The organism is Candidatus Accumulibacter necessarius, assembly GCF_036625085.1.
On sequence record NZ_JAZKUM010000014.1, the window covers coordinates 27,461 to 51,323 of the forward strand.

General features: G+C 59.6%; 23 protein-coding genes and 1 tRNA gene. 20 read left to right on the plus strand and 4 right to left on the minus strand.

The window, feature by feature from the left end:
• The first annotated feature begins 270 nt into the window (after nt 1-270).
• The 10 genes from thrS to V5B44_RS24865 all read left to right on the plus strand — a co-directional run bounded on the left by thrS (nt 271) and on the right by V5B44_RS24865 (nt 8,868).
• Nucleotides 271-2,187 (plus strand): threonine--tRNA ligase, encoded by a 1,917-nt coding sequence (thrS, locus tag V5B44_RS24820; protein WP_332361846.1) that lies wholly within the window; start codon nt 271-273, stop codon nt 2,185-2,187.
• 26 nt (nt 2,188-2,213) lie between these two features.
• Nucleotides 2,214-2,735: a translation initiation factor IF-3 gene (infC, locus tag V5B44_RS24825; protein ID WP_332330693.1), complete on the plus strand. Its 522-nt coding sequence runs from the start codon at nt 2,214-2,216 to the stop codon at nt 2,733-2,735.
• A gap of 108 nt (nt 2,736-2,843) precedes the next feature.
• Nucleotides 2,844-3,041, plus strand: coding sequence for a 50S ribosomal protein L35 (rpmI, locus tag V5B44_RS24830; RefSeq protein WP_332361848.1), 198 nt, complete (start codon nt 2,844-2,846; stop codon nt 3,039-3,041).
• A gap of 11 nt (nt 3,042-3,052) precedes the next feature.
• The gene (gene rplT, locus V5B44_RS24835; protein WP_332361850.1) at nt 3,053-3,412 is read left to right on the plus strand and encodes a 50S ribosomal protein L20; all 360 of its coding nucleotides are present in this window, start codon (nt 3,053-3,055) and stop codon (nt 3,410-3,412) included.
• Between the two features lie 52 nt (nt 3,413-3,464).
• Entirely contained in the window at nt 3,465-4,511 is a 1,047-nt protein-coding gene (pheS, locus tag V5B44_RS24840; protein ID WP_332361852.1) for a phenylalanine--tRNA ligase subunit alpha, read from the plus strand.
• Nucleotides 4,512-4,539: 28 nt separating this feature from the next.
• Nucleotides 4,540-6,915, plus strand: a complete 2,376-nt coding sequence (pheT, locus tag V5B44_RS24845) for a phenylalanine--tRNA ligase subunit beta (RefSeq protein ID WP_332361854.1) — start codon at nt 4,540-4,542, stop codon at nt 6,913-6,915.
• 9 nt (nt 6,916-6,924) lie between these two features.
• Nucleotides 6,925-7,227, plus strand: coding sequence for an integration host factor subunit alpha (locus tag V5B44_RS24850; RefSeq protein WP_034915708.1), 303 nt, complete (start codon nt 6,925-6,927; stop codon nt 7,225-7,227).
• Nucleotides 7,211-7,576 carry a MerR family transcriptional regulator gene (locus V5B44_RS24855; protein WP_332361996.1) on the plus strand — a complete coding sequence of 122 codons (366 nt, stop codon included), beginning with the start codon at nt 7,211-7,213 and terminating at the stop codon, nt 7,574-7,576. Before V5B44_RS24850 ends, V5B44_RS24855 begins: the two co-directional genes overlap by 17 nt.
• Nucleotides 7,577-7,608: 32 nt before the next feature.
• Nucleotides 7,609-7,685, plus strand: a tRNA-Pro gene (locus V5B44_RS24860).
• A 112-nt stretch (nt 7,686-7,797) separates the two neighbouring features.
• Entirely contained in the window at nt 7,798-8,868 is a 1,071-nt protein-coding gene (locus V5B44_RS24865; protein WP_332361856.1) for a DUF2914 domain-containing protein, read from the plus strand.
• 123 nt (nt 8,869-8,991) lie between these two features.
• Here V5B44_RS24865 and fur read toward each other — a convergent pair whose 3' ends face one another.
• Nucleotides 8,992-9,459 carry a ferric iron uptake transcriptional regulator gene (gene fur / locus V5B44_RS24870; protein WP_332361859.1) on the minus strand — a complete coding sequence of 156 codons (468 nt, stop codon included), beginning with the start codon at nt 9,457-9,459 and terminating at the stop codon, nt 8,992-8,994.
• A 77-nt stretch (nt 9,460-9,536) separates the two neighbouring features.
• On the opposite strand from fur, the gene V5B44_RS24875 reads away from it, so the two are divergent.
• The 6 genes from V5B44_RS24875 (at nt 9,537) to V5B44_RS24900 (ending at nt 16,517) form a co-directional block, all read left to right on the plus strand.
• Nucleotides 9,537-10,118 (plus strand): outer membrane protein assembly factor BamE, encoded by a 582-nt coding sequence (locus tag V5B44_RS24875; protein ID WP_332361861.1) that lies wholly within the window; start codon nt 9,537-9,539, stop codon nt 10,116-10,118.
• Between the two features lies 1 nt (nt 10,119).
• On the plus strand, nt 10,120-10,926 hold the full coding sequence (gene dapB, locus V5B44_RS24880; RefSeq protein WP_332361863.1) for a 4-hydroxy-tetrahydrodipicolinate reductase: 807 nt from the start codon (nt 10,120-10,122) through the stop codon (nt 10,924-10,926).
• 228 nt (nt 10,927-11,154) lie between these two features.
• Nucleotides 11,155-12,306 (plus strand): glutamine-hydrolyzing carbamoyl-phosphate synthase small subunit, encoded by a 1,152-nt coding sequence (carA, locus tag V5B44_RS24885; protein ID WP_332361998.1) that lies wholly within the window; start codon nt 11,155-11,157, stop codon nt 12,304-12,306.
• On the plus strand, nt 12,290-15,499 hold the full coding sequence (carB, locus tag V5B44_RS24890; RefSeq protein ID WP_332361865.1) for a carbamoyl-phosphate synthase large subunit: 3,210 nt from the start codon (nt 12,290-12,292) through the stop codon (nt 15,497-15,499). The genes carA and carB overlap by 17 nt, the downstream gene beginning before the upstream one ends.
• Nucleotides 15,500-15,566: 67 nt before the next feature.
• Complete coding sequence (greA, locus tag V5B44_RS24895; protein ID WP_332361867.1) at nt 15,567-16,043, plus strand: transcription elongation factor GreA; 477 nt, start codon at nt 15,567-15,569, stop codon at nt 16,041-16,043.
• A 9-nt stretch (nt 16,044-16,052) separates the two neighbouring features.
• Nucleotides 16,053-16,517, plus strand: coding sequence for a DUF4149 domain-containing protein (locus V5B44_RS24900; RefSeq protein WP_332361869.1), 465 nt, complete (start codon nt 16,053-16,055; stop codon nt 16,515-16,517).
• Nucleotides 16,518-16,561: 44 nt separating this feature from the next.
• On the opposite strand, the gene V5B44_RS24905 is transcribed toward V5B44_RS24900, so the two are convergent.
• A complete protein-coding gene (locus V5B44_RS24905; protein WP_332361871.1) occupies nt 16,562-16,921 on the minus strand; it encodes a YhbY family RNA-binding protein in 360 nt (119 codons plus the stop codon).
• A 45-nt stretch (nt 16,922-16,966) separates the two neighbouring features.
• Between V5B44_RS24905 and V5B44_RS24910 the strand changes: the two genes are divergently transcribed.
• The 4 genes from V5B44_RS24910 to glmM all read left to right on the plus strand — a co-directional run bounded on the left by V5B44_RS24910 (nt 16,967) and on the right by glmM (nt 21,964).
• Nucleotides 16,967-17,587 (plus strand): RlmE family RNA methyltransferase, encoded by a 621-nt coding sequence (locus V5B44_RS24910; protein ID WP_332361873.1) that lies wholly within the window; start codon nt 16,967-16,969, stop codon nt 17,585-17,587.
• Nucleotides 17,588-17,707: 120 nt separating this feature from the next.
• Entirely contained in the window at nt 17,708-19,591 is a 1,884-nt protein-coding gene (ftsH, locus tag V5B44_RS24915) for an ATP-dependent zinc metalloprotease FtsH (protein ID WP_332361875.1), read from the plus strand.
• Between the two features lie 86 nt (nt 19,592-19,677).
• Entirely contained in the window at nt 19,678-20,496 is an 819-nt protein-coding gene (folP, locus tag V5B44_RS24920) for a dihydropteroate synthase (RefSeq protein ID WP_332361877.1), read from the plus strand.
• A gap of 100 nt (nt 20,497-20,596) precedes the next feature.
• On the plus strand, nt 20,597-21,964 hold the full coding sequence (gene glmM / locus V5B44_RS24925) for a phosphoglucosamine mutase (RefSeq protein WP_332361879.1): 1,368 nt from the start codon (nt 20,597-20,599) through the stop codon (nt 21,962-21,964).
• A gap of 65 nt (nt 21,965-22,029) precedes the next feature.
• Here glmM and V5B44_RS24930 read toward each other — a convergent pair whose 3' ends face one another.
• Together V5B44_RS24930 and V5B44_RS24935 are read right to left on the minus strand one after the other, a co-directional pair.
• Entirely contained in the window at nt 22,030-23,241 is a 1,212-nt protein-coding gene (locus V5B44_RS24930; protein ID WP_332361881.1) for an exo-beta-N-acetylmuramidase NamZ family protein, read from the minus strand.
• Nucleotides 23,242-23,252: 11 nt separating this feature from the next.
• On the minus strand, nt 23,253-23,834 hold the full coding sequence (locus tag V5B44_RS24935) for a DOMON-like domain-containing protein (protein WP_332361883.1): 582 nt from the start codon (nt 23,832-23,834) through the stop codon (nt 23,253-23,255).
• Between the last annotated feature and the right edge of the window lie 29 nt (nt 23,835-23,863).

Here is a 23,863-nt window from a genome sequence, read left to right on the forward strand (position 1 = left end):
GACTTCACCTCTGACAGCGTTTGTTGGCAGCGACCGTTCGGACCGTTCGCTGTGCTAGAATTGACCGATACGCAGATAGTTCTGCCAGTCTTGCGGGCACCGTCAATGCCGACTTTGTTGGACAGGGCTCAGACGATGACGAATGTACGCCCAGTCCCGACACCTGCCGGATTTTGGGTCAGGCCGGCTCGCAAAGCAGGGCTTACCTGCCAGCTACTCACAAGCCAGAGCCGACCTCTGGCTTTTCCATTTTCTTGCTGAGGTTGCAATATGCCGGTTGTCACACTGCCTGACGGTTCGCAAAGGGAGTTCGCGCAACCAGTGACGGTTGCCGAGGTGGCGCAGAGCATCGGCGCCGGTCTGGCGCGCGCTGCTCTCGCGGGCAAGGTCGATGGTCGTCTGGTCGACACCTCCTTCAGTATCGCAACCGACACTACTCTCGGCATCATCACCGAGAAGGATCCCGAGGGCCTGGAAATCATCCGGCATTCGACCGCGCACCTGATGGCTTACGCGGTCAAGGAACTCTTCCCGGCGGCCCAGGTAACGATCGGGCCAGTAGTCGAGAACGGCTTCTACTACGATTTCGCTTATGAACGCCCGTTCACCCTCGAAGACCTGTCGGCGATAGAAAAGCGCATGGCTGAACTGGCACAGCGCGATCTGCCCGTGCAGCGGGAGGTGTGGCAGCGGGACGATGCCGTGGCTTTCTTCAAGTCGATCGGCGAGCATTACAAGGCTGAACTGATCGACGCCATTCCGCAGGGTCAGGAAGTTTCGCTCTATCGCGAAGGTGCGTTCGTCGACCTCTGTCGTGGCCCGCATGTGCCGTCGACGGGCAAACTGAAGGTGTTCAAGCTGATGAAGCTGGCTGGAGCCTACTGGCGGGGCGACCATCGCAACGAGCAACTACAGCGCATTTACGGGACGGCTTGGACCAGGAGGGAAGACCAGGAGTCCTACCTGCACATGCTTGAGGAGGCCGAGAAGCGCGACCACCGCAAGCTTGGTCGACAACTGGATCTCTTCCATCTTCAGGATGAAGCACCCGGAATGGTTTTCTGGCACCCGAAGGGATGGACAATCTGGCAGGAAGTCGAGCAATACCTGCGTCACGTACTTGGCGACAACGGCTACTGTGAAGTGAAGACGCCGATGATCATGGACCGCTCACTGTGGGAGCGCTCCGGCCATTGGCAGAATTATGCGGAACATATGTTCACCACGGCTTCCGAAAACCGCGATTACGCAATCAAGCCGATGAACTGCCCGGGCCACATCCAGATCTTCAATCAGGGCCTGCGCAGCTATCGCGACTTGCCTTTGCGCCTGGCGGAATTTGGTTCATGTCACCGCAACGAGCCTTCCGGAGCCTTACACGGCATCATGCGTGTGCGCGCCTTCGTCCAGGATGACGCACACATCTTTTGTACGGAAGCGCAGATCCTGCCGGAAACTGCAGCCTTTATCGATCTCCTGCAACAGATCTATGCCGATTTCGGGTTTGCCGAGATCCTGGTCAAGCTGTCCACGCGCCCGGACAAGCGCATCGGTTCGGCTGAGGTCTGGGACAAGGCTGAAGCGGCTCTGGCGGACGCCCTCGCGGCCAAGGGTCTGGTCTATGATCTGCAACCAGGCGAAGGCGCCTTTTACGGGCCCAAGATCGAATTCTCGCTCAAGGACTGCCTTGGGCGGGTCTGGCAGTGTGGCACCTTGCAGCTTGATTTTGCGCTGCCGCAGCGTCTCGACGCGCACTACGTCGGCGAAGACAACGAACGCCACGTCCCGGTGATGTTGCACCGGGCGATCCTCGGTTCGCTGGAACGTTTCATCGGCATTCTCATTGAACATTATGCCGGAGCAATGCCCTTGTGGCTCTCGCCGATCCAGGCTGTGGTGCTGAATATTTCCGAGAAGCAGGGTGAATACGCGGAACAGGTAGTGGCAACACTGCGCGCGGCTGGCCTACGGGTCGAGGCAGATTTGCGCAACGAAAAAATTACCTATAAAATACGAGAACATAGCTTGAGCAAGCTGCCATATCAGATTGTCGTCGGGGATAAGGAAGTGGCAGCCAATCTGGTGGCCGTGCGCACACGCGGTGGTCGGGACCTGGGACAGATGTCCGTTGAGGCTCTGACCAGGCGACTTCTTGAAGAAATTGCGGCGCGAAGTGGCACGGCTTAATTTTTGTCGAAACAAGGAGCGGACCCATCGCACTGCAAAAGGCGCAACGCGTTAACGAAGAAATCAACGCACCGGAAGTTCGGCTCGTCGGGTTGGATGGCGAGCAACTGGGAGTCATGAGTGTCAGGGCAGCATTGGCGCTAGCCGAGGAAGCGGGAGTCGACCTAGTCGAGATTGCCCCCATGGCCCAGCCGCCGGTCTGCCGCATCGTCGATTTCGGCAAGTTCAAGTACCAGGAACAGAAACGCCAGCATGAGCAAAAGCTCAAGCAAAAACAGGTGCAGGTAAAAGAAGTCAAGTTTCGGCCGGGTACCGACGAAAATGACTATCAGATCAAGCTGCGCAACATGACGCGTTTCCTCGAAGAGGAGGACAAAGTCAAGGTTACCCTGCGCTTCCGTGGTCGAGAAATGGCACATCAGGATATCGGCATGCGCCAGATCGAGCGCATCAAGGCTGACCTGCAGGAACTGGCCTTGGTTGAGCAGATGCCGAAAATGGAAGGCCGCCAGATGGTCATGGTGCTCACCCCAAGCAAGAAAAAGTAGCAAGAGTAGTCTGCGATTTAAGTCCTCGCAGCAAATACAAGTGGTGCCGGGTTCGAAGGGCTCCCGTCGGGAGACACCTGGCAACATGTTTATAAGCAGGAGCATTCAATGCCCAAGATGAAGACCAAGACTGGAGCAAAAAAGCGCTTCAAGATCAGTCCGAGCGGACGGATCAAGCGCTCGCACGCCTACAAGCGCCACATTCTGACCAAGAAGGACACCAAGACCAAGCGCCAGTTACGCGGCATGACGGCGGTGCACGACGCTGACAAGGCCATGGTTCGTGCCATGATGCCTTACGCTTGAGGAGATAGACGATGCCCCGAGTCAAACGTGGTGTAACCGCGCACGCGCGCCACAAGAAAATTCTCGCCCTGGCCAAAGGTTACCGCGGCCGCCGCAACAACGTATACCGTGTCGCCAAGCAGGCGGTCATGAAGGCCGGGCAGTACGCTTACCGCGACCGTCGCCAACGCAAACGCCAGTTCCGCAGTCTCTGGATAGCCCGTATCAACGCGGCGGCCAGGGAACTCGGGATGAAGTACAGCACTTTCATGAACGGGCTCAGCAAAGCGCAGATCGAGGTCGACCGCAAGGTACTGGCAGATCTGGCCGTTTTCGACAAACCGGCTTTTGCTGCTCTCGCCCTGCAGGCCAAGGCCCAGCTCGACGCGTAGGCTAGAGGAGTCTCAAAGAAGGAGGCGCGAGCCTCCTTCTTTTCGGTGAACCATGCACAACCTCGATCAAATAGTCCAGGCAGCGTCGGCTGCCTTTGCGGCGACCGACGATCCGGACGCACTTGAGCAAATCAAAGCCATTTATCTTGGCAAGAGCGGCCGGATCACTGAATTGCTCAAGGGTATGGCAAAGCTGCCGCCTGACGAGCGAAGAGCCGCGGGCGCGGCCATCAATCGCGCCAAGGATGCTGTCGAGTCGGCTCTCAACCTTCGGCGCGAGGCGATTCGGGAGATGGCGCTGGCAGCCAGGCTGGCCGAGGAGGCGCTCGATGTGACGCTGCCCGGCCGCGGTCAGTCGCGTGGCGGTCTGCATCCCGTGACGCGCACGCTCGAGCGCATTGAGGCACTGTTCCATTCGATTGGTTTCGAAGTCGCCGATGGCCCAGAGATCGAAGCCGACTTCCAGAATTTCACGGCACTGAACACGCCCGAGGATCACCCCGCACGGTCGATGCACGACACCTTCTATCTGCAGAACGAGTCGGGCGGGGTCGCCGATGGCGTGTTACTGCGGACTCATACCAGCCCGATTCAGGTGCGCTACATGCAGGCGCATGTCGCCCGCCATTCTGACCTGGCAACCATGCCGGAGATCCGGGTCATTGCGCCGGGACGAGTCTATCGCGTTGACTCCGACGCGACGCATTCTCCGATGTTTCATCAGGTAGAGGGGCTGTGGATCGGCGAGAACGTGAGCTTTGCCGACCTCAAGGGCGTGATCGGAGATTTCCTCCGCCGCTTTTTCGAGAGCGATGACCTGCAGGTACGTTTCCGTCCGTCATTCTTTCCATTTACGGAACCCTCGGCCGAGATCGACATGGCTTTCACGAGCGGCGCCCTGAAGGGTCGCTGGCTCGAGATTGCCGGCTGCGGCATGGTTCATCCGAACGTCCTGCGCCATGTACACATTGACCCCGAGAAGTACAGCGGCTTCGCCTTTGGCATGGGCCCGGACCGGCTCACAATGCTGCGTTATGGAGTCAATGACTTGCGCCTGTTCTTCGATGGTGATCTGCGCTTCCTGCGGCAGTTCGCATGAAAGTGCTGTCCTCTGACATTGATCGGTCATGAAATTCTCTGAATCCTGGCTTCGCAGCTTCGTCGATCCCGTCTGCTCGGGTCGTGACTTCTCGCATCTCTTGACCATGGCCGGCCTTGAAGTGGAGGAGGAGCAAGCGGTCGCTCCAGCCTTCAGCAAAGTGGTCGTGGGTCACGTGCTCGCCGTCGACAAACATCCGGACGCCGATCGCGTCAGGGTCTGCCGGGTGGATGTCGGCTCCGGCAAGGCGTTGACGATCGTCTGCGGCGCTCCCAATGCCGCAGCCGGTATCAAGGTCCCGTGCGCGCTACCCGGTGCCGAGTTGCCCGGCGGCTTCAAGATTAAAGTGAGCAAGGTCCGTGGCGTCGAGTCTTTTGGGATGCTTTGTTCGGCACGGGAGCTCGGCATTGCGGAAGATTCGGATGGTCTGCTCCTGCTGACGGCTGATGCACCAGTCGGTGAGGATATCCGCCGCCATCTCGACCTCGATGATCGTCTGTTGACGCTCAAGCTGACGCCAAACCGGGCGGACTGCCTCTCGCTTGAAGGGGTTGCCCGCGAAGTCGCTGCGTTGACCGGTACGCCGGCACGGCTTCTGGATGTCGAGGACGCTGCGGTCACCATTTCCACCCAGCGAGCAGTTGTTCTGGACGCCCCAGAGGCCTGCCCACGCTACTGTGGCCGGGTGATCGCCGGGGTTGATGCCAGAGCGACGACTCCGGCCTGGATGCAGCGCCGCCTCGCGCGCAGCGGCATCCGCCCGATTTCGGCCCTGGTTGATATCACCAACTACGTGATGCTTGAAGTGGGACAGCCACTGCATGCTTTTGACAATAGCCGGCTCGAAGGTGCTGTCCACGCCAGAATGGCCCGGCCAGCGGAAAAGATCACCCTGCTCAATGAGCAGACCGTGGAAGTGCAGACCGACGTCCTGTTGATTGCCGACGATCAGCGCCCGGTCGCGATGGCCGGCATCATGGGTGACGAGGCCAGTGGTATCACGCTTGCAACGACCGAGGTATTCCTTGAGTCGGCCTTCTTTGCGCCAAAGGCGATTGCTGGGCGCACCCGTCGGTACGGCTTCGTGTCGGACGCGTCGCATCGCTTTGAACGCGGGGTCGACTTCGGCGGTACGCGGCGTGCGCTTGAACGCGCCACACGCTTGGTCCTTGATATTTGTGGCGGTCGAGCTGGTCCGGTGAGCGAGGCCTTGTCAAACCTGCCCGAGCGTCGGCCGGTTCGTGTGCGTCCCGCCCGCGTCTCCAGGATCCTCGGTTTGCAGCTGACCGCCGAACGCATCGGTGAACTGTTCATCCGCCTCGGCCTGCCATTTTTCCGTGAAGGGGAGGACTTCATTGTTACCCCACCTAGCTACCGCTTCGACATCGAAATCGAGGAAGATCTGATCGAGGAAATCGTCCGGCTGCATGGTTACGAAAACGTTCCTTCACCAGCACCGCGGGCCATACTTTCGATGTTGCCGCAGACCGAGGAGACACGGCCAGTGTCCCGCATTCGGCACCTGCTGGCTGAATGCGATTATCAGGAAGTGATTAACTTCGCCTTCGTCGAGGAAGCCTGGGAAGCTGACTTCGCGGGCAACGAGCGGCCGATCCGGCTCGCCAATCCGATTGCGAGCCAGTTGAGCGTCATGCGCTCGACCCTGATCGGAGGCCTGGTTGCCAACGTCGCAAGCAACCTCAGACGCAAGCAGAACCGTATTCGCCTGTTCGAGACCGGACGTTGCTTCTTCCGTGATGCGCAAAGCGGCCCGGTGGCCGGATTTCACCAACCGTGGAAAGTCACCGCTCTCGCCTACGGTACTGCTCTGCCCGAGCAGTGGGGCTGCTCCGCACGTCACGTTGACTTTTTTGACGTCAAGGGTGATCTGGAGCGGCTGCTCCTGCCGCTTGCCGCGACTTTTGTAAAGGCCGTACATCCAGCACTGCATCCTGGCCGCAGTGCGCGGGTTCTGGTTGCTGGCAAGGCCATTGGCTTTGTTGGCGAATTGCATCCACAGTGGCAGCAGAAATATGAATTGCCATTGGCCCCCGTTCTTTTCGAACTCGACCTTGATCCCGTATCCATGGCCAGGCTGCCGCACTACACCGAAGTTTCGCGCCAGCCAACGGTCATTCGAGATCTGGCCATCGTTGTCGATCATGCCCTGGAACTGAAGCCATTACTGGATGCACTTGCCGCTCATTGTCCCGCTATCGTTCGCGACATCCGACTGTTTGACGTCTATGTCGGGCACGGGGTTGAGGCCGGCAAGAAAAGCCTTGCCTTCCGGATAGTGATGCAAGATACTCAAAAAACACTGCTTGAAGCCGAAGTCGACGCCGCCATGCAACAATTGGTGGCTTACTTACAGCAGGCATTCGCAGCGAAACTGCGCGTCTGAGGGGGGAAAATGACGCTGACCAAAGCAGAACTTGCGGACTTGCTGTTTGAGAAGGTCGGTCTCAACAAGCGTGAGGCCAAGGACATGGTCGAGGCCTTTTTCGAAGAAATCCGCAACGCGCTGGAACGTGGTGACGGCGTGAAGCTCTCTGGATTCGGCAACTTTCAGTTGCGTGACAAGCCACAGCGGCCAGGCCGCAATCCCAAGACAGGGGAAGAAATACCGATCACCGCGCGACGAGTAGTTACTTTTCATGCCAGCCAGAAATTGAAGGCCGAGGTGGAGCACGCTTATGATGGAAGTCAGTCATAAAGAACCGGGCCAGGAGCCTTTGCCGGCCATTCCCGCCAAGCGCTACTTCACGATTGGTGAGGTCAGCGAGCTATGTGGCGTTAAACCGCACGTCCTGCGCTATTGGGAGCAGGAATTCTCCCAGCTAAGGCCAGTCAAACGTCGGGGGAATCGCCGTTATTACCAGCACCATGAAGTTCTGCTGGTGCGCCGTATCCGGGAGCTTCTTTACAGTCAGGGTTTCACGATCAGCGGCGCTCGCAACCGTCTCGACGATGCCGTGCCAGAGGTGGCCGCAAATTCGTCGGCCTTGACTCCGGCGATGCTGCGCGTGGAGCTGTTGAGCATCGCAGAAACGCTGCGGCCATGAGGCCCCGTTTTCAGTTATAATTGCGCCGTTGTCGGGGCGTGGCGCAGCCTGGTAGCGCACTTGCATGGGGTGCAAGGGGTCCCGAGTTCGAATCCCGGCGCCCCGACCAATCACACAAGAAGCCAAGCCGGCTTTGCCAGCTTGGCTTTTCGTATTGCCTGTTCTGACAGCCCCTTGCCGTTCGCTTGTCGATCGATGCACACGTCACACGCCAAGCGGCATTGATCGACAGATTGACCTTTCTGCAGCGGCTTCTCCCCCTGGCCGCGTTCCTCGCCGGTGTGGTCTGGGATGTCCTGACCATCGGCCAGCGAGTAAGAGCCATGGACTTCTGGCGCCTTGGCGCTTTTCTGCTCGGAGCCGCCGTGCTTGCCGTCTGGTTGGCCCATCGCCAAGCTCGGGAACTCACTGCCCCGCCAGCCGAAAAGGGCTGGCGAGGGCACCTCGTCAGGTTCAGATGGCAGGCCCCCTATCTGCTGCTCCAGTTCTTCTTTGGCGGCATCTTTTCGGCTCTCTTCATTCTCTACTTCAAGAGCTCAGGTCACCTCGGCACCTGGCTGATGGCCGTGTTTCTGGGCATTCTCCTGGTCGCCAACGAATTTGCCGGAAAACACCTTGGCCAACGTTTCACCCTGATTTGGGCTTTGTTCGCGCTCAACGCAATCCTGCTCTTCAATTTTGCCTTGCCGCATGCCATCGGCAGCCTCGATCCCCTCTGGTTTTATGTTTCCACTGGTTCAGGCGTCGTATTGACCCATGGTCTGTGGCGGCTTGCGCCGGGAAAGCCTGGAATGATCTTCCCCGCTTGGGGATTGGCCGGTGTACTGTTGCTGGCCTGGAGCCTCGACATGATCGCACCGGTACCTCTGGTCAGGCAGGACATGGCGATAGGACACGATTTCCTGCAAGACGGAGGCCGATATGCTCTAAAGGTGGAGAGCGCGCCATCCTGGCAGTGCTGGCGGGATCAGGCACCCGTTGTCCACCTTATGCCGGGAGAGAATCTGTACGGTGTTTCGGCAGTGTTCGCTCCACTAGGCGTCACGGCGGCCCTTGAACACCGCTGGGAGGTTCGCGAAGACGGCAGCTGGCGGCACGTTTACCGGAACCGGTTTCATAGTACTGGTGGCAGAGAACGTGGCTTTCGCGGCTACTCGTGGGTACTGAACCCACAGCCTGGCGACTGGCGATTCATCGTCTCAACTCAGGACGGGAGAACCATTGGCATCCTCCCCGTGCGAGTCGAGCGGGGAACGCCGCCGCCCGGAGGAATGCTGATCCGGGAATTCTAGCAACCTGATAGGTCGAGTCGAGAGATGTTCCCGCTAACCCACACCAAGGCGCACGCCAGCCAATCGGTTATGGCCCCGACCGCCACCGCGCCACGTCATTCGTACCGCGCTGTCGCCCATGGTTCAGGACGGCGTCTTGTTGCGCTCGCCGAGAACTCTTGCGGAACGTCCTCGATGAGGGCATTCGGGGTTCGCACATTCAGCATAGAGGTACAGGGCGTGCTCCCGAATGACAAACCCGCGTTCTTTCGCAATTTTGGTTTGCCGGCGCTCGATCTCGGCATCGTAGAACTCTTCGACGCGCCCGCAGTCCGTACAAACCAGGTGATCATGGTGCTGACCGGGACTCAACTCAAACACGGCCTTGCCCGATTCAAAATAATGGCGCTCAAGCAAGCCCGCCTGCTCGAACTGGGTAAGGACGCGATACACGGTAGCCAGGCCGACGTCCAGATTTTCGGCGAGTAATAATCGGTAGACGTCCTCCGCCGTGAGATGGCGAACATCGGATTTCTCGAACAAGGCAAGGATCTTGAGGCGAGGAATGGTGGCTTTCAGCCCCATGCTCTTGAGGTCGTCAGAGTTGCTCATCGGCTTACCATGGTTGGCTACGAAGCGAGAGAAGGTTTTCGGTTATGATATACCTTCGACGCCACCTTGATGCACCGGTGACCGCCTTCTGTTGGGCCGTCGGTCGATCGCTCACCATCGCAGCCTCCGCATTCAGCTTGCGTGCAATTGACTACTTGACACCATCTGACCACAACATGATCTTTCCGCGATTTGCCATTGCAACCATTGCCCTCTGCGCGTTCTCTGCCTGCTCGACGGTACCACGGATCGTCAAGGAGTACCGTATCGATGTTCAGCAGGGAAACGTCCTGACGCAGGAAATGGTCTCACAATTGCGCCCTGGGCTTTCAAGAGATCAGGTTCGCTTCATCCTTGGGACGCCGGTGTTGATGGACATGTTTCACGTCAACCGTTGGGATTACTTCTATTCGCTGCAGAAGGGACGTTCCGGAGAGGTCGAAACGCGCCGGTTTTCAGTCTTTTTTGATGCTGATGGTAAGCTGATCAGAGTCAGTGGCGATGTTGCCCCGGCGCAACCGACTGACACGACGGCCGTTTCGGAGACTCGCAACCGCGAAATAGACTTGGGCTCATTACCGGCGGATGGCAGCACGATCATGCCACTTCCTGACGAGCGGGGTCTTTTCGGCAAGATGATGGAAAGTGTGGGCTTCTGAAATGAACGATTTGAGGATCGCGATCGCCGGCGCTGGTGGCCGCATGGGACGTATGTTGATCGAAGCGACCCTACAAGACGCCGACGCAACGTTGGTAGCGGCGATCGATCAGCCTGGCGCGGCGGCGCAGGGGAAGGATGCCGGCGAGATGGTCGGTACGCCTTGCGGCGTCCTGGTCAGCAGCGACTGCGCTGGAGCCATTGCCCAGGCTACCTGCCTGATTGATTTCACGCGCCCCGAAGCCACCCTCAGTCACCTGGAAATCTGTCGGCGACACGGTGTGGCAATGGTCATCGGCACCACCGGCTTTGACGTTGCCGAAAAGGAAGTGATTGCTGCTACGGCGCAACACATCCCGGTAGTCTTCGCGCCGAACATGAGCGTCGGCGTCAACGTTGTCTTCAAGTTGCTTGACGTCGCTTCGCGGATTCTCGGAGAAGGTTACGACGTCGAGATCGTCGAGGCGCACCACCGGCACAAGATTGATGCGCCATCCGGAACGGCGCTCCGCATGGGCGAGGTCGTGGCGAAAGCGCTCGGCCGGGACCTTGACGAATGCGCTGTCTATGGGCGTCAGGGAGTCACAGGGGAGCGACACCGGTCGACCATCGGCTTTGCCACTATCCGCGGGGGTGACATCGTCGGCGATCACCAGGTGATGTTCTGCGGCCTCGGGGAGCGCGTCGAGATCGGCCATAGGGCGAGCAGTCGTATGCCATACGCGCTGGGCAGCCTACGCGCAGCCCACTTTCTCGCCAACAGGAAATCGGGCCTGTTTGACATGCAAGACGTACTCGGCCTGCGGTAAGGTCTCGTCAGCTCAACCAGCGCGTCGCCCATGTTCTGCCGTTGCGCACCGCTTGTCACTAGGTCGCTGTGCTGCGTCGAATAGCCCCAGACGTGGCGCATTCCGGTATAATTGATCGGTTTGCAAGGAACCGAGCGGGAGGGCTGTGTGCTCGTCCCGCTTTTGCGTATCTACAGCTCGCACAAGCAGCACAATCAACAGCAGCTTCAACAGGAGTCTTTCGTGTCCTTGTTACCCACTCTTCCGCCCGCGATACTCGCACTGGCTGATGGGACTATTTTCCGTGGCATGGCTATCGGCGCCGCAGGCAGTACCAGCGGTGAAGTAGTATTCAATACGGCAATGACCGGCTACCAGGAAATACTGACCGATCCCTCCTACTGTCGTCAGCTTGTCACCCTCACCTATCCGCACATCGGTAACGTCGGATGCAATGCCGAGGACTTCGAATCGCGCGCCAACCATGCTGCGGGCCTTGTCATTCGTGACCTGCCGGTTCGCGCCGAGAGCTGGCGGCTACAGGAAACGCTGCCCGCGTACCTGAACAAATATGGCATCGTCGCCATCAGCGGCATTGATACGCGAAGGCTCACGCGCATTCTGCGCGAAAGAGGCGCCCAGGCCGGCTGCATCATGGCCACCAGGATTGATGAGCAGCAGGCGATCGCCGAAGCGCGCGCATTCCCGGGGCTCGCCGGTATGGACCTGGCGAAGGTAGTGAGCGTCGATGCGCCCTACGAGTGGACCGGGGGTGAATGGAGCCTGCGCGGCTATCGAGCTGCACCCGCACCGCATTTGCATGTCGTTGCCTACGATTTTGGTGTCAAGCACAACATCCTGCGTATGCTGGCCGCCCGCGGCTGCAAGGTGACGGTAGTTCCAGCGCAGACATCCGCCGCCGCGGCACTCCAGCACCGGCCGGATGGCATATTTCTCTCCAATGGCCCCGGGGATCCAGAGCCCTGCGACTACGCCATCACAGCCATTCGCGAAGTACTGGCCAGAGGTGTGCCGACCTTCGGCATCTGCCTCGGTCACCAGCTCCTGGCACTGGCTTCAGGCGCCAGGACCCTGAAGATGAAGTTTGGCCACCATGGGGCCAACCACCCGGTCAAGGATCTCCAGACCAGGCAAGTCCTGATCACCAGCCAGAACCACGGCTTTGCGGTCGACGCCGACAGCCTGCCTGCGAATCTGCGACCGACACACGCATCGCTATTCGACGGGTCCCTGCAAGGCATCGCCCGCAGCGACGTGCCGGCTTTTTCCTTTCAAGGCCACCCTGAAGCAAGCCCGGGACCCCACGACATCGCCTACCTGTTCGACCGCTTTGTCAAGATGATGCAAGACCAAAAGGCGCCAAATGCCCAAGCGCACTGACATCAAGAGCATCCTGATCATCGGCGCCGGCCCGATCGTCATCGGTCAGGCCTGCGAGTTCGATTACTCTGGCGCGCAAGCCTGCAAGGCGCTACGCGAGGAGGGCTACCGGGTGATCCTGGTGAACTCCAATCCGGCCACCATCATGACCGATCCAGACATGGCCGACGTGACCTATATCGAGCCGATCACCTGGAAAGTCGTCGAAAAGATCATCAGCAAGGAGCGCCCTGACGCTATCCTGCCGACCATGGGGGGACAGACAGCGCTCAACTGTGCGCTTGATCTGGCGAGACATGGCGTGCTTGAGCAGTATGGGGTCGAGATGATCGGCGCGACCAAACAGGCGATCGACATGGCCGAGGACCGGGAGAAGTTCAAAGCGGCGATGACCAGGATCGGTCTGGGATCGGCTCGTTCCGCAGCGGCGCACTCGATGGAGGAGGCACTGCAGGTGCAGGCAATGATCGGCTATCCGGCCATCATCCGGCCGTCATTTACCATGGGGGGATCAGGTGGCGGCATTGCCTACAACCAGGAAGAGTTCGTCGAAATCTGCAAACGTGGTCTGGAGGCCAGTCCGACCAGAGAACTCCTGATCGAGGAATCGCTGATCGGCTGGAAAGAGTTCGAAATGGAGGTTGTTCGCGACCGGAAAGACAACTGCATCATCGTTTGTTCGATCGAAAACCTGGACCCGATGGGCGTTCACACTGGTGACTCGATTACCGTCGCGCCAGCCCAGACGCTGACCGACAAGGAATACCAGATCATGCGTGATGCTTCGGTGGCGGTATTGCGCGAGATCGGCGTCGATACCGGCGGTTCGAACGTCCAGTTCGCCATCTGCCCACAAGACGGGCGGATGATCGTGATCGAAATGAACCCGCGCGTCTCGCGTTCCTCGGCACTAGCCTCGAAGGCAACCGGCTTCCCGATTGCCAAGGTGGCGGCAAAACTGGCTGTGGGGTATACGCTCGATGAACTCGCCAATGAAATCACTGGTGGCAGAACCCCTGCTTCATTCGAGCCGTCGATCGACTACGTGGTCACCAAGGTGCCGCGCTTCGCGTTCGAAAAATTTCCCGAAGCCGATTCGCGGCTGACGACCCAGATGAAATCGGTGGGGGAAGTCATGGCCATCGGACGCACCTTTCAAGAGTCCTTGCAGAAGGCCTTGCGGGGCCTCGAAGTCGGCGTCGACGGCTTCGACGAAAAGAGTGCAGACCGCGAGGAAATCGAGATGGCGCTCAGCGAAGCCCGCCCGGAGCGCATCTGGTATCTTGCCGACGCCTTCCGCATCGGCCTGACTCTGGCCGAGATCCATCGACTGACTGCCATCGACCGCTGGTTCCTGGCGCAGATCGAAGATCTTCACGTCAAGGCTGAAAGCGTCCGCGGCAGGCTACTCGACTCCCTGTCACGTGACGAGTTGTGGCATCTGAAGCGCGCCGGCTTCTCCGACAAGCGTCTGGCGACGCTGCTGCGAACGACGCAAACCGCCGTCCGTCAGCGGCGCCACGAAATGCAGGTGCGCCCGGTGTACAAACGAGTCGACACCTGCGCGGCCGAATTCGCTACCGATACGGCTTACATGTACTCGACCTACGAGGAAGAGTGCGAGGCAAATCCCAGCGACCGGAAGAAGATCATGGTCCTTGGCGGCGGCCCCAATCGGATTGGCCAGGGGATCGAATTCGACTACTGTTGCGTGCATGCTGCACTGGCGATGCGTGAAGACGGTTACGAGACAATCATGGTCAATTGTAATCCGGAAACCGTGTCGACCGACTATGACACCTCGGATCGGCTCTACTTCGAGCCGCTGACGCTTGAGGACGTACTGGAAATCGTCGCCGTCGAACAGCCGCTTGGCGTTATTGTCCAATATGGCGGCCAGACACCGCTCAAACTCGCTCGCGACCTCGAGGCCAATGGCGTGCCGATTATCGGCACCAGCCCGGACATGATTGACGCAGCGGAGGACCGTGAGCGATTCCAGAAGCTCCTCCAGAATCTTGGCCTCAAACAACCGTCTAACCGCACTGCGCGCACCGAAACCGAGGCATTGCGCATGGCGGCCGAAATCGGCTATCCCCTGGTGGTTCGCCCGTCCTACGTGCTCGGAGGTCGGGCGATGGAGATCGTCCATGAGGAGCGCGACCTCGAGCGCTACATGCGTGAAGCCGTCAAGGTTTCAAACGACTCGCCAGTGTTGCTCGATCGTTTCCTGAACGACGCCAGTGAGGTTGACGTGGACGCGCTTTGCGATGGCCAGGACGTGTTCATCGGGGGTGTAATGGAGCATATCGAGCAAGCCGGGGTGCATTCAGGCGACTCCGCATGCTCTCTGCCACCGTATTCACTATCGGCAGAGCTGCAGGACGAACTGCGCCGGCAGACGCGGTTGATGGCCAAGGCCCTGAATGTCTGCGGTCTGATGAACGTCCAGTTCGCCATCCAGAAGGGCGTGGTCTTCGTCCTGGAAGTGAATCCGCGGGCATCGCGTACGGTACCCTTTGTTTCGAAGGCAACCGGCCTGCAGCTGGCGAAAATCGCGGCGCGCTGTATGGTCGGACAGTCGCTCGCCAGCCAGGGAGTCACCAAGGAAGTGATTCCGGACTACTTCTCGGTCAAGGAAGCCGTTTTCCCGTTCATCAAGTTCCGTGGCGTCGATACCATTCTCGGTCCGGAAATGAAATCGACCGGCGAGGTGATGGGGGTTGGCTTAAGCTTTTCCGAGGCCTTCGTCAAGAGCCAGCTGGCTGCAAGCGTACGCCTGCCCAGTTCCGGCCAGGTGTTCATCAGCGTCAAGGAATCAGACAAGCCCAAGGCAGTCAAGATCGCCCGGGAACTGGAATCGGCAGGCTTCACGATTCTTGCCACGCGCGGCACCGCCGCCGCGATCTCTTCAGTAGGGATTGCCGTAACCGCGGTAAACAAGGTGACTGAGGGTCGGCCGCATGTAGTCGACATGATCAAGAATAACGAGATTGTGCTGATCATCAACACGGTGGACGAAAAACGTAAGGCTATCAGCGACTCGCGCTCGATCCGAACTTCTGGCCTGGCGGCACGGGTAACCATCTATACGACGATCTGGGGTGCGGAAGCGGCAACGGCTGGCATCAGGAATCGCGGGGAGTTGATCGTCTACCCGATACAGGATTTACACGCACAACTGACTAGTTAACCCATAGAATCGTTTGATCCGCCCGTGTGTTGGGAGTATCGGCGGTTTTTCGTCGGCAGCGAATGATATGACCAAGGTACCTGTAACCGTTAACGGCGCCGAAAAACTGCGTGCCGAACTGCATCATCTGAAAACCGTCGAGCGGCCACGCGCCATCTCAGCGATTGCCGAGGCGCGCTCGCACGGCGATCTCTCGGAGAACGCCGAGTATGATGCCGCCAAGGAAAGGCAAGCATTTGTCGAAGGCCGCATCAAGGAAGTGGAAAGTAAACTGGCAAACGCCCAGATCATCGACCCGCAGCTGCTCGACGCTGACGGGCGTTGCGTCTTCGGTGCAACGCTCGATCTCGAGGATCAGGAATCGGGTGGCCGCGTAAGCTATCAGATCGTTGGCGAGGATGAGGCCGATATCAAGGCAGGCAAGATCTCGATCAACTCGCCAATAGCGCGTGCGCTGATTGGAAAGTTTGCGGGCGATATCGCCGAGGTTCAAGCCCCCGGCGGAGTTCGCGAATACGAAGTCATCGACGTCCGCTACGACTAGGGCCTGACCATGCGGCGCCTGGCAGATGCCCTGTACAACATCGCGCTGACGCTATGGGTTGGTGGCTTGTGGGCAATAGGCTATCTGGTTGCACCGACCCTGTTCGCCATACTGGGTGGCGACCGTCCATTGGCGGGCGTGCTCGCTGGCAAGCTGTTCGAGTTGATCGGCTGGATTGGCCTGGCCTGCGCCAGCTACCTGCTGCTGTTCGAATTGCTGCGCATGGGTACCGCCGCCTGGCGGCGCAGGACAGTCTGGCTCCTCTTGGTGATGTTGTTGCTTACCCTGGTCAGCCTGTTTGGTATACAGCCGCTGTTGGCCCAGATCAAGGCAGACGCCTTGCCGAGAGAAGTCATGGAGAGCGTATTGCGCAACCGGTTTGCCACGTGGCATGGTGTTTCGAGCATTCTCTACCTCGTTCAGAGCCTGCTCGGCTTGCTGCTGGTGGCAAGTGCCGGGCGCGGCCCGCGCTAGGCCGGGATGCAGGTCCATCCGGGGACACCTCGCCGGCAACTCCGTCAGCCGCCGGAACTACCCTGAAAGCTGCGTTTGCTCTGGCGCGGCCCAGGGCGCATCGGTCGGGGTTTGGCCGGTGTTGCAGGCGTATCCGGTTGCGGACGCCAGAGAACCAGCAGTTTTCCGATATGCTGTATCGGTGCCGCATTCAGTTGCTGGCAAATCGTGGCCAGAAACTGTTCGCGTAGTTCCCGCTCGTCGCTGTAAACGCGGATCTTGATCAGTTCGTGACTGGTGAGGCTTGCGTTGATCTCCTTCACGACGGATTCGGAGAGGCCGTTCTGGCTGATTGAGACCACGGGATTCAGGGAATGGGCGCGGGCACGCAGAACGCGGCGCTCGTTGGAGCTGATATTGAGCATGCAGGATACCTTTTTTGAAGGGTGCATTTTAGCGGGTTTCGGCCAATGAATCGAAGTCGATCGAGCAATGCCTGGTTACGCGAGCATGTAACCGACACCTATGTGCAACGGGCCAGGGCTGATGGCTATCGCTCGCGCGCCTCATACAAACTGATGGAAATGGACGACAAGGACCATCTGATACGCACTGGTGAGGTAGTGGTCGACCTCGGAGCGAGCCCCGGAGGCTGGTCACAGGTTGCGGCCACCAGAATGCAGGGCAAGGGTCGCATAATCGCCGTCGACCTGCTGGAGCTGGCTCCGCTGCCTGGTGTTACCTTCCTGCACGGCGACTTTCGCGAGCAGGAAGTCCTTCAACGCCTCGAACATCTGCTCGCTGGCGAAAAGGCAGGTCTTGTTCTTTCCGATATGTCCCCCAATATCTCGGGCATCTCGGTGAGCGACCAGGCCCGCGGCACACATTTGGCCGAACTGGCTCTGGACTTCGCCCGCAATTGGCTGAAACCAGACGGGGCTTTTCTGGTCAAAGTTTTCCAGGGTTACGGCTTTGCCGATTTTCTGCTGGAGATGCGTCAGACATTCAAGGAGGTGCATTCGCGAAAGCCGGAAGCCTCGCGTGATCGTAGCCCGGAAATGTATCTGCTGGGTCGGTCCCCGAGGCCCTGATCTCGGATCGTCGACCTACTGTTTGGCTCAGCGTGCATTAATCGGTTTAGAATGCAATTCTATGGAATGGCAAGGTTTCTGGAAGCATCCCGGGCGGGGCAACTTGGAAGAGGTGAAGCATTGAATAACATGTTCAAGAATCTGGCAGTCTGGCTGGTCATTGGTCTCGTCCTGATGACGGTGTTCAACCAGTTCAACAATCGCCAGGTAACCCAGTCGTCGATGGAGTACTCACAGTTCATCGAAGAAGTGGGCAAGGGAACGATTGCCAAGGTCGTCATCGAGGGCCGTGTGCTCAAGGCAACCACCACCGATGGGCGAAAGCTCACCAGCTACGCGCCACCTGATCTGTGGATGGTTTCCGATCTGCTGAAACACGGAGTCAAGATCGAGGCCAAGCCCGAGGAAGAGCAGTCTTTCCTGATGAGCATCTTCGTCAGCTGGTTTCCGATGTTGCTCCTGATCGGCGTATGGGTTTTCTTCATGCGCCAGATGCAGGGCGGCGGTCGCGGAGGCGCTTTCTCGTTCGGGAAGAGCAAGGCGCGGCTACTCGACGAATCAACAAATACCATCACTTTTGCTGACGTTGCCGGTTGCGACGAGGCAAAGGAGGAAGTGTCGGAACTCGTTGACTTCCTGCGCGATCCATCGAAGTTCCAGAAACTGGGTGGCCGCATCCCGAAGGGGGTACTCCTGGTGGGTAACCCGGGCACCGGCAAGACACTGCTCGCCAAGGCAATTGCCGGTGAGGCCAAGGTACCTTTCTTTTCGATCTCCGGCTCCGACTTCGTCGAGATGTTCGTCGGAGTCGGTGCGGCCCGCGTTCGCGACATGTTCGAAAACGCCAAGAAGCATGCCCCCTGCATCATCTTCATCGATGAACTGGATGCTGTCGGTCGCCAACGCGGTGCCGGCCTGGGTGGCGGCAACGACGAACGCGAACAGACGCTCAACCAGATGCTGGTCGAGATGGATGGCTTCGAAGGCAGCGTTGGCGTCATCGTGATCGCGGCAACCAACCGTCCCGACGTGCTGGACCCGGCTCTGATGCGTCCGGGTCGTTTCGACCGCCAGGTCGTCGTGCCGCTGCCAGACATTCGTGGTCGCGAGCAGATTCTGGTCGTCCATATGCGCAAGGTGCCGTTGTCACCCGACGTCAAGGCCGACATCATCGCGCGTGGAACGCCCGGATTCTCGGGCGCCGACCTCGCCAATCTGGTAAATGAAGCGGCGTTGTTCGCCGCACGCGGCAACAAGCGCCTGGTCGACATGGAGGATTTCGAGAAAGCCAAGGACAAGATCATGATGGGTGCCGAGCGCCGCAGCATGGTCATGAACGAGGACGAGAGGCGCAATACTGCCTACCACGAGTCTGGGCACGCGGTGGTCGCCAAGCTGATGCCGAAATCTGATCCAGTGCATAAGGTGACCATCATCCCGCGCGGTCGTGCGCTCGGCTTGACGATGCAGCTTCCCGAAGAGGATCGCTACGCCTATGACCGCATCTATCTGATGAGTCGCATTGCGGTCCTCTTTGGTGGTCGTATTGCTGAAGAACTGTTCATGAACCAGATGACGACCGGTGCATCCAATGACTTCGAGCGAGCAACGCAGATGGCTCGTGACATGGTGACCCGCTACGGCATGTCCGATGCGCTTGGCCCGATGGTTTATGGCGAAAATGAAGGAGAGGTTTTCCTCGGGCGCTCGGTCACCACGCACAAGAACATGTCCGAAGCGACGATGGAGAAGGTCGACGCGGAAATACGTCGAATCATCGACGAGCAATATGCTCTGGCGCGCCGCATGCTCGAGGATAACCGCGACAAGGTTGAGGCAATGGCCGCAGCACTGCTTGAGCTTGAAACGATAGATGCCGACCAGATCAATGACATCATGGAAGGCAAGCCTCCGCGCCCGCCGAAACAACCGCAGGTGCCGTCACCGAACAAGCCGGACCACAACACCCCTGATGCCGCCCCCAGTGCAGCCGCGCCAGCCTGAGCGTGCGGTAGCGGTAAGCTGATCGCTGTGGCGGACCGGCCTCCAAGGCCTTTCCTGCCACAGCGGTGCGCGGGCTCGACTTCCTGATGTTGCGCTGCGCCACTTTCACACTCGAGTTTGCTCGCCCATTGGTGATGGGTATCGTGAACCTGACACCGGACTCATTCTCGGGTGACGGGGTAAGCGACACCGCCAAGGCAATCGCGCACGCTCACCGGCAGATCGAAGCGGGAGCCGATCTGCTTGATATTGGTGGCGAGTCTTCTCGTCCAGGTGCGTTTCCTACCTCGGTCGAAGAGGAGTTGCGGCGCCTCATTCCGGTGCTTGAAGAACTTGCCAGCTGCGGTGTTCCGATTTCTGTCGACACCTACAAGCCCGAGGTGATGCGGGCTGCCCTTCGGCACGGCGCTTCGATGATCAATGACATCTACGCGCTGCGCATGCCGGGCGCACTGGCGGCAGTCGCTGACAGCGACTGTGCGATCTGCCTGATGCACATGCAGGGCGAGCCCCTGACCATGCAGGAACAGCCCCACTACATCGATGTCGTCGCGGAAGTACAGGGCTTCCTGCGCAACCGTCTGACAATCGCCAGGGATGCCGGCATCGCGAGTGATCGTCTCCTACTCGATCCGGGTTTTGGCTTTGGCAAAACACTGAACCATAATCTCGAACTTCTGCGCCGTATGGATGAGCTATCACTTGCAGGACGCCCCCTGCTGGCTGGGATCTCACGGAAGTCCATGCTTGGCGCCGTCACTGCCCGCCCAGTCGGAGACCGATTGGCCGCCAGCATCGCCGCCGCCTTGCTGGCTGCACAACGCGGCGCAAGCATTCTGCGCGTTCACGACGTCGCCCCGACGCGCGACGCCCTCGCTATCTGGCATGCCGTCGAGTCTCAATGACTGGTTCGTGTTCTACTTGGCAGCGGCCTCCCCATTGTTTGCGTAGAATAGGCATCATTGACAGACAACCATGCGTCTGCAGGCCTGGGGAGAGAAAATCGTGACAAGAAAGTATTTTGGTACAGATGGCGTGCGTGGGCGGGTGGGGGAAATCCCGATCACGCCCGATTTCGTCATGCGCCTCGGATATGCGACAGGCCGAGTTCTTGCCGCCCGCGACACTGCCCGCTGCCGTATCAAGGCAGGAGAACGACCGGCGGTTCTGATCGGCAAGGATACCCGCATCTCGGGCTATATGATGGAAGCTGCACTGGAAGCGGGCTTTTCGGCCGCCGGCGTCGATGTCTGTCTGGTCGGTCCAATGCCAACCCCGGCCATCGCTTATCTGACCCGCGCCTTGCGCTTGCAGGCCGGTATCGTCATTTCCGCGTCGCACAATCCATACTACGATAACGGAATAAAGTTCTTCTCGGCAGGAGGAACCAAGCTGCCGGACGACCTGGAGTCCGAGATTGAAGAAGCACTTGACGAGCCGCTGACCTGTGTTCCCTCGGCAGGCCTTGGCCGCGCGCGACGAATCGATGACGCCGACGGTCGTTACATCGAGTTCTGCAAGGGCACGTTTCCGTTCGAGATGGATTTGCGGGGCCTGAAGATCGTCGTCGACTGCGCCAACGGAGCCGCTTACCATATTGCTCCACATGTCTTTCACGAGTTGGGCGCCGAGGTCACCAGTATCGGCACCGAACCAAACGGCCTTAACATCAATCAGGATGTCGGCGCTACGGCACCCGCTGCCTTGCGCGAAGCTGTCGTGGCGCAGGGAGCCGACCTCGGCATCGCGCTTGACGGCGACGGTGACCGCTTGATCATGGTCGACGCGCTCGGCAATGTTTACGACGGGGATCAACTGCTGTTCGCGGTGGTCCGCAGCCGTCTCCGCCAAGGCGCCGTGGCAGGTGTAGTTGGCACCTTGATGAGCAATCTCGCTCTCGAGCACGCGCTGGCTGAACTCAAGGTGCCTTTCGTGCGTGCGGCCGTCGGCGACCGCTACGTCATGGACTTGCTCCGGCAGAAGCGCTGGCTCTTTGGCGGGGAAAACTCCGGCCACATTCTCTGCCTCGACAGGCACACCACCGGTGATGGCATCGTCTCCGCCCTGCAGGTGCTTTCTGCACTGCGGGAAGAAGGCGGTGATCTGCAGCAACTGTTGGGCAGTCTGAAGCTCTATCCGCAGAAGCTGATCAACGTCGCGCTGAGCAAGGGCTTCCCCTGGAAAGAGCACCCGTTGATCGGTGCCACGAAGAGCGAGGTCGAAAGTGAACTCAACGGCTGTGGGCGCGTACTCCTGCGTGCTTCCGGGACTGAACCGTTGCTCCGCGTGATGGTAGAGGGCCAGGACTCGTCGACCGTCACTCTGGCAGCAGAAAAACTTGCAGCCGCCGTGCGCGAGGCAGTCTCCTCATGACCCACAGGTGAGCGAGCAGCAGTCCACAGCAGGCGCCATTGCGGTTTGCGTGGAGTTGGCTGACATCAGTACAGCAGGAACTCGCTTCGCGCCCGTTCCCACTCTCGTTCGTCCACCCGACTCAGAGCATCGAGGTCGCCTGGCATTGCCACCGGGTCATCCACCCACTCACGCAGCAGTAGCGAGCCATTGATCAGGTCGATGGCCAGACGGTCGAATTCATACTCGTAGGCAAAATCGCGCCACAGAGGGTAATCTGGCCGTAGCTGCCGCAACGCCTTGAAGGCCAGGCTTTGCAGGCGCCAGGGGCGGAATGCTGCATGATCGTAGGCGCCATCCTCGACATGAATCTGCACGCCGTGGCACAGCTTGCCGGCGTGCTTGTGAAACGTTGGCTCGAACCAGCATTCGCGCAGTCGACAGCCGAGCATCCAGTTCGGAGCAAGGGCGTACATTGCAGTAAGCAAGCGGCGCGCGTCGAGATCCGGCGCGCCAAAGAGCTCCAGCGGCCGGGTCGTACCGCGGCCTTCGGAAAGCGTGCTCCCTTCGAGCAGGACCGTGCCGGCGTAGCTGCGCGCCATCGACAGGTTCGGCGCGTTCGGACTGGGATTGATCCAGCTTCGCTCGCCGAGCGGCCAGCCGTAACCGGGCGCCGCACTGGGTGCCCAACCGTGCATCTTGATCACCGTGCAGTCGATATCGAGATCAAGGGTGCTGATGAACCAGCACGCTAGCTCGCCCATCGTCAAACCGTGGCGCATCGGTAAGGGCCCGGCACCGACGAAACTCTCCCAGCCGGGACGCAGCAACAATCCTTCCACCGGGCGTCCTGCCGGGTTGGGACGATCGAGTATCCAGACCGCCTTACCGTACATGGCCGCGGCTTCGAGCACGTAGCGCAGGGTGGTGATAAAAGTGTAGATGCGGCAACCAAGGTCCTGCAGATCGATCAGCAACACATCGAACGTAGCCATCATCTCGGCCGTCGGGCGCCGCACCGTGCCATATAGGCTGAATACCGGGATGTGGTGCACCGGATCGAGAAACTCGGGTGACTCGACCATGTTGTCCTGTTTGTCGCCGCGCAAGCCATGCTGCGGGCCAAAGGCAGCGGCCATCCGGAGATCTGGCAACGCGGCAAGGGCGTCAAGGGTGTGCGTCAGGTCGCGGCTGACCGAGGCTGGGTGAGCCAGCAGGGCCACTCGTCGGCCATGCAGAGGCTCGCGCAGCTGCGGGTCGGTGAGCAGACGATCGAGTCCGAATTCCAGCGCTGGCATCGTTGGTTCCTTCAGGCAAGTTCGCGCGGCGGAGCCAGTTCGATGGCAAAGCTGGCGCGATGGTGGAAATCGGGCAAAGCGGCCGGGTGGCGCAGCGCCCAGTAACTGTGGCTACCGTCGATGGTATCGACGGCTTCGACGACCGCAGCAAGTCCAACCTGCAGCGTCGCAGAGCCTGCCATCGGCCGCAAAACGCCAGCCGAAATCTCTGCTACCAGTTCAAGCCGGCCCACTGACAGCCTGGCGGTGATCTGTGGCGGCACGAGGAGGCGCAGTGCTTCGTCGCGCTGGCGGTAACCGGAAAAAGCGTAGGCGGCCCATTGACCCGACGGAGAGAAGTTGAACTCGTGATAGGCTGCTTCGCCGAGGATACCCACAAAGGCCTCGAAACAGCTGTGTTCCCAGAGTCCATCCGCACAGCCCGCTTTCTGCGGCGCTGGAATCAGCAGACGCGCCATGTCCCCGCGCAGGCAATAGGCAAACGCAAGGCCACCGCCAACGGTGCGCGCAGCGTGCACTTCGATCGAGCGCACGACCGGGGCGGGGGTTGCCGGGTGGCGAAGCAGGTTCAGAGCGAATTCGGTCGGAAACATTGGGCGGCGGTGTGAGAGCGGGAGAAATG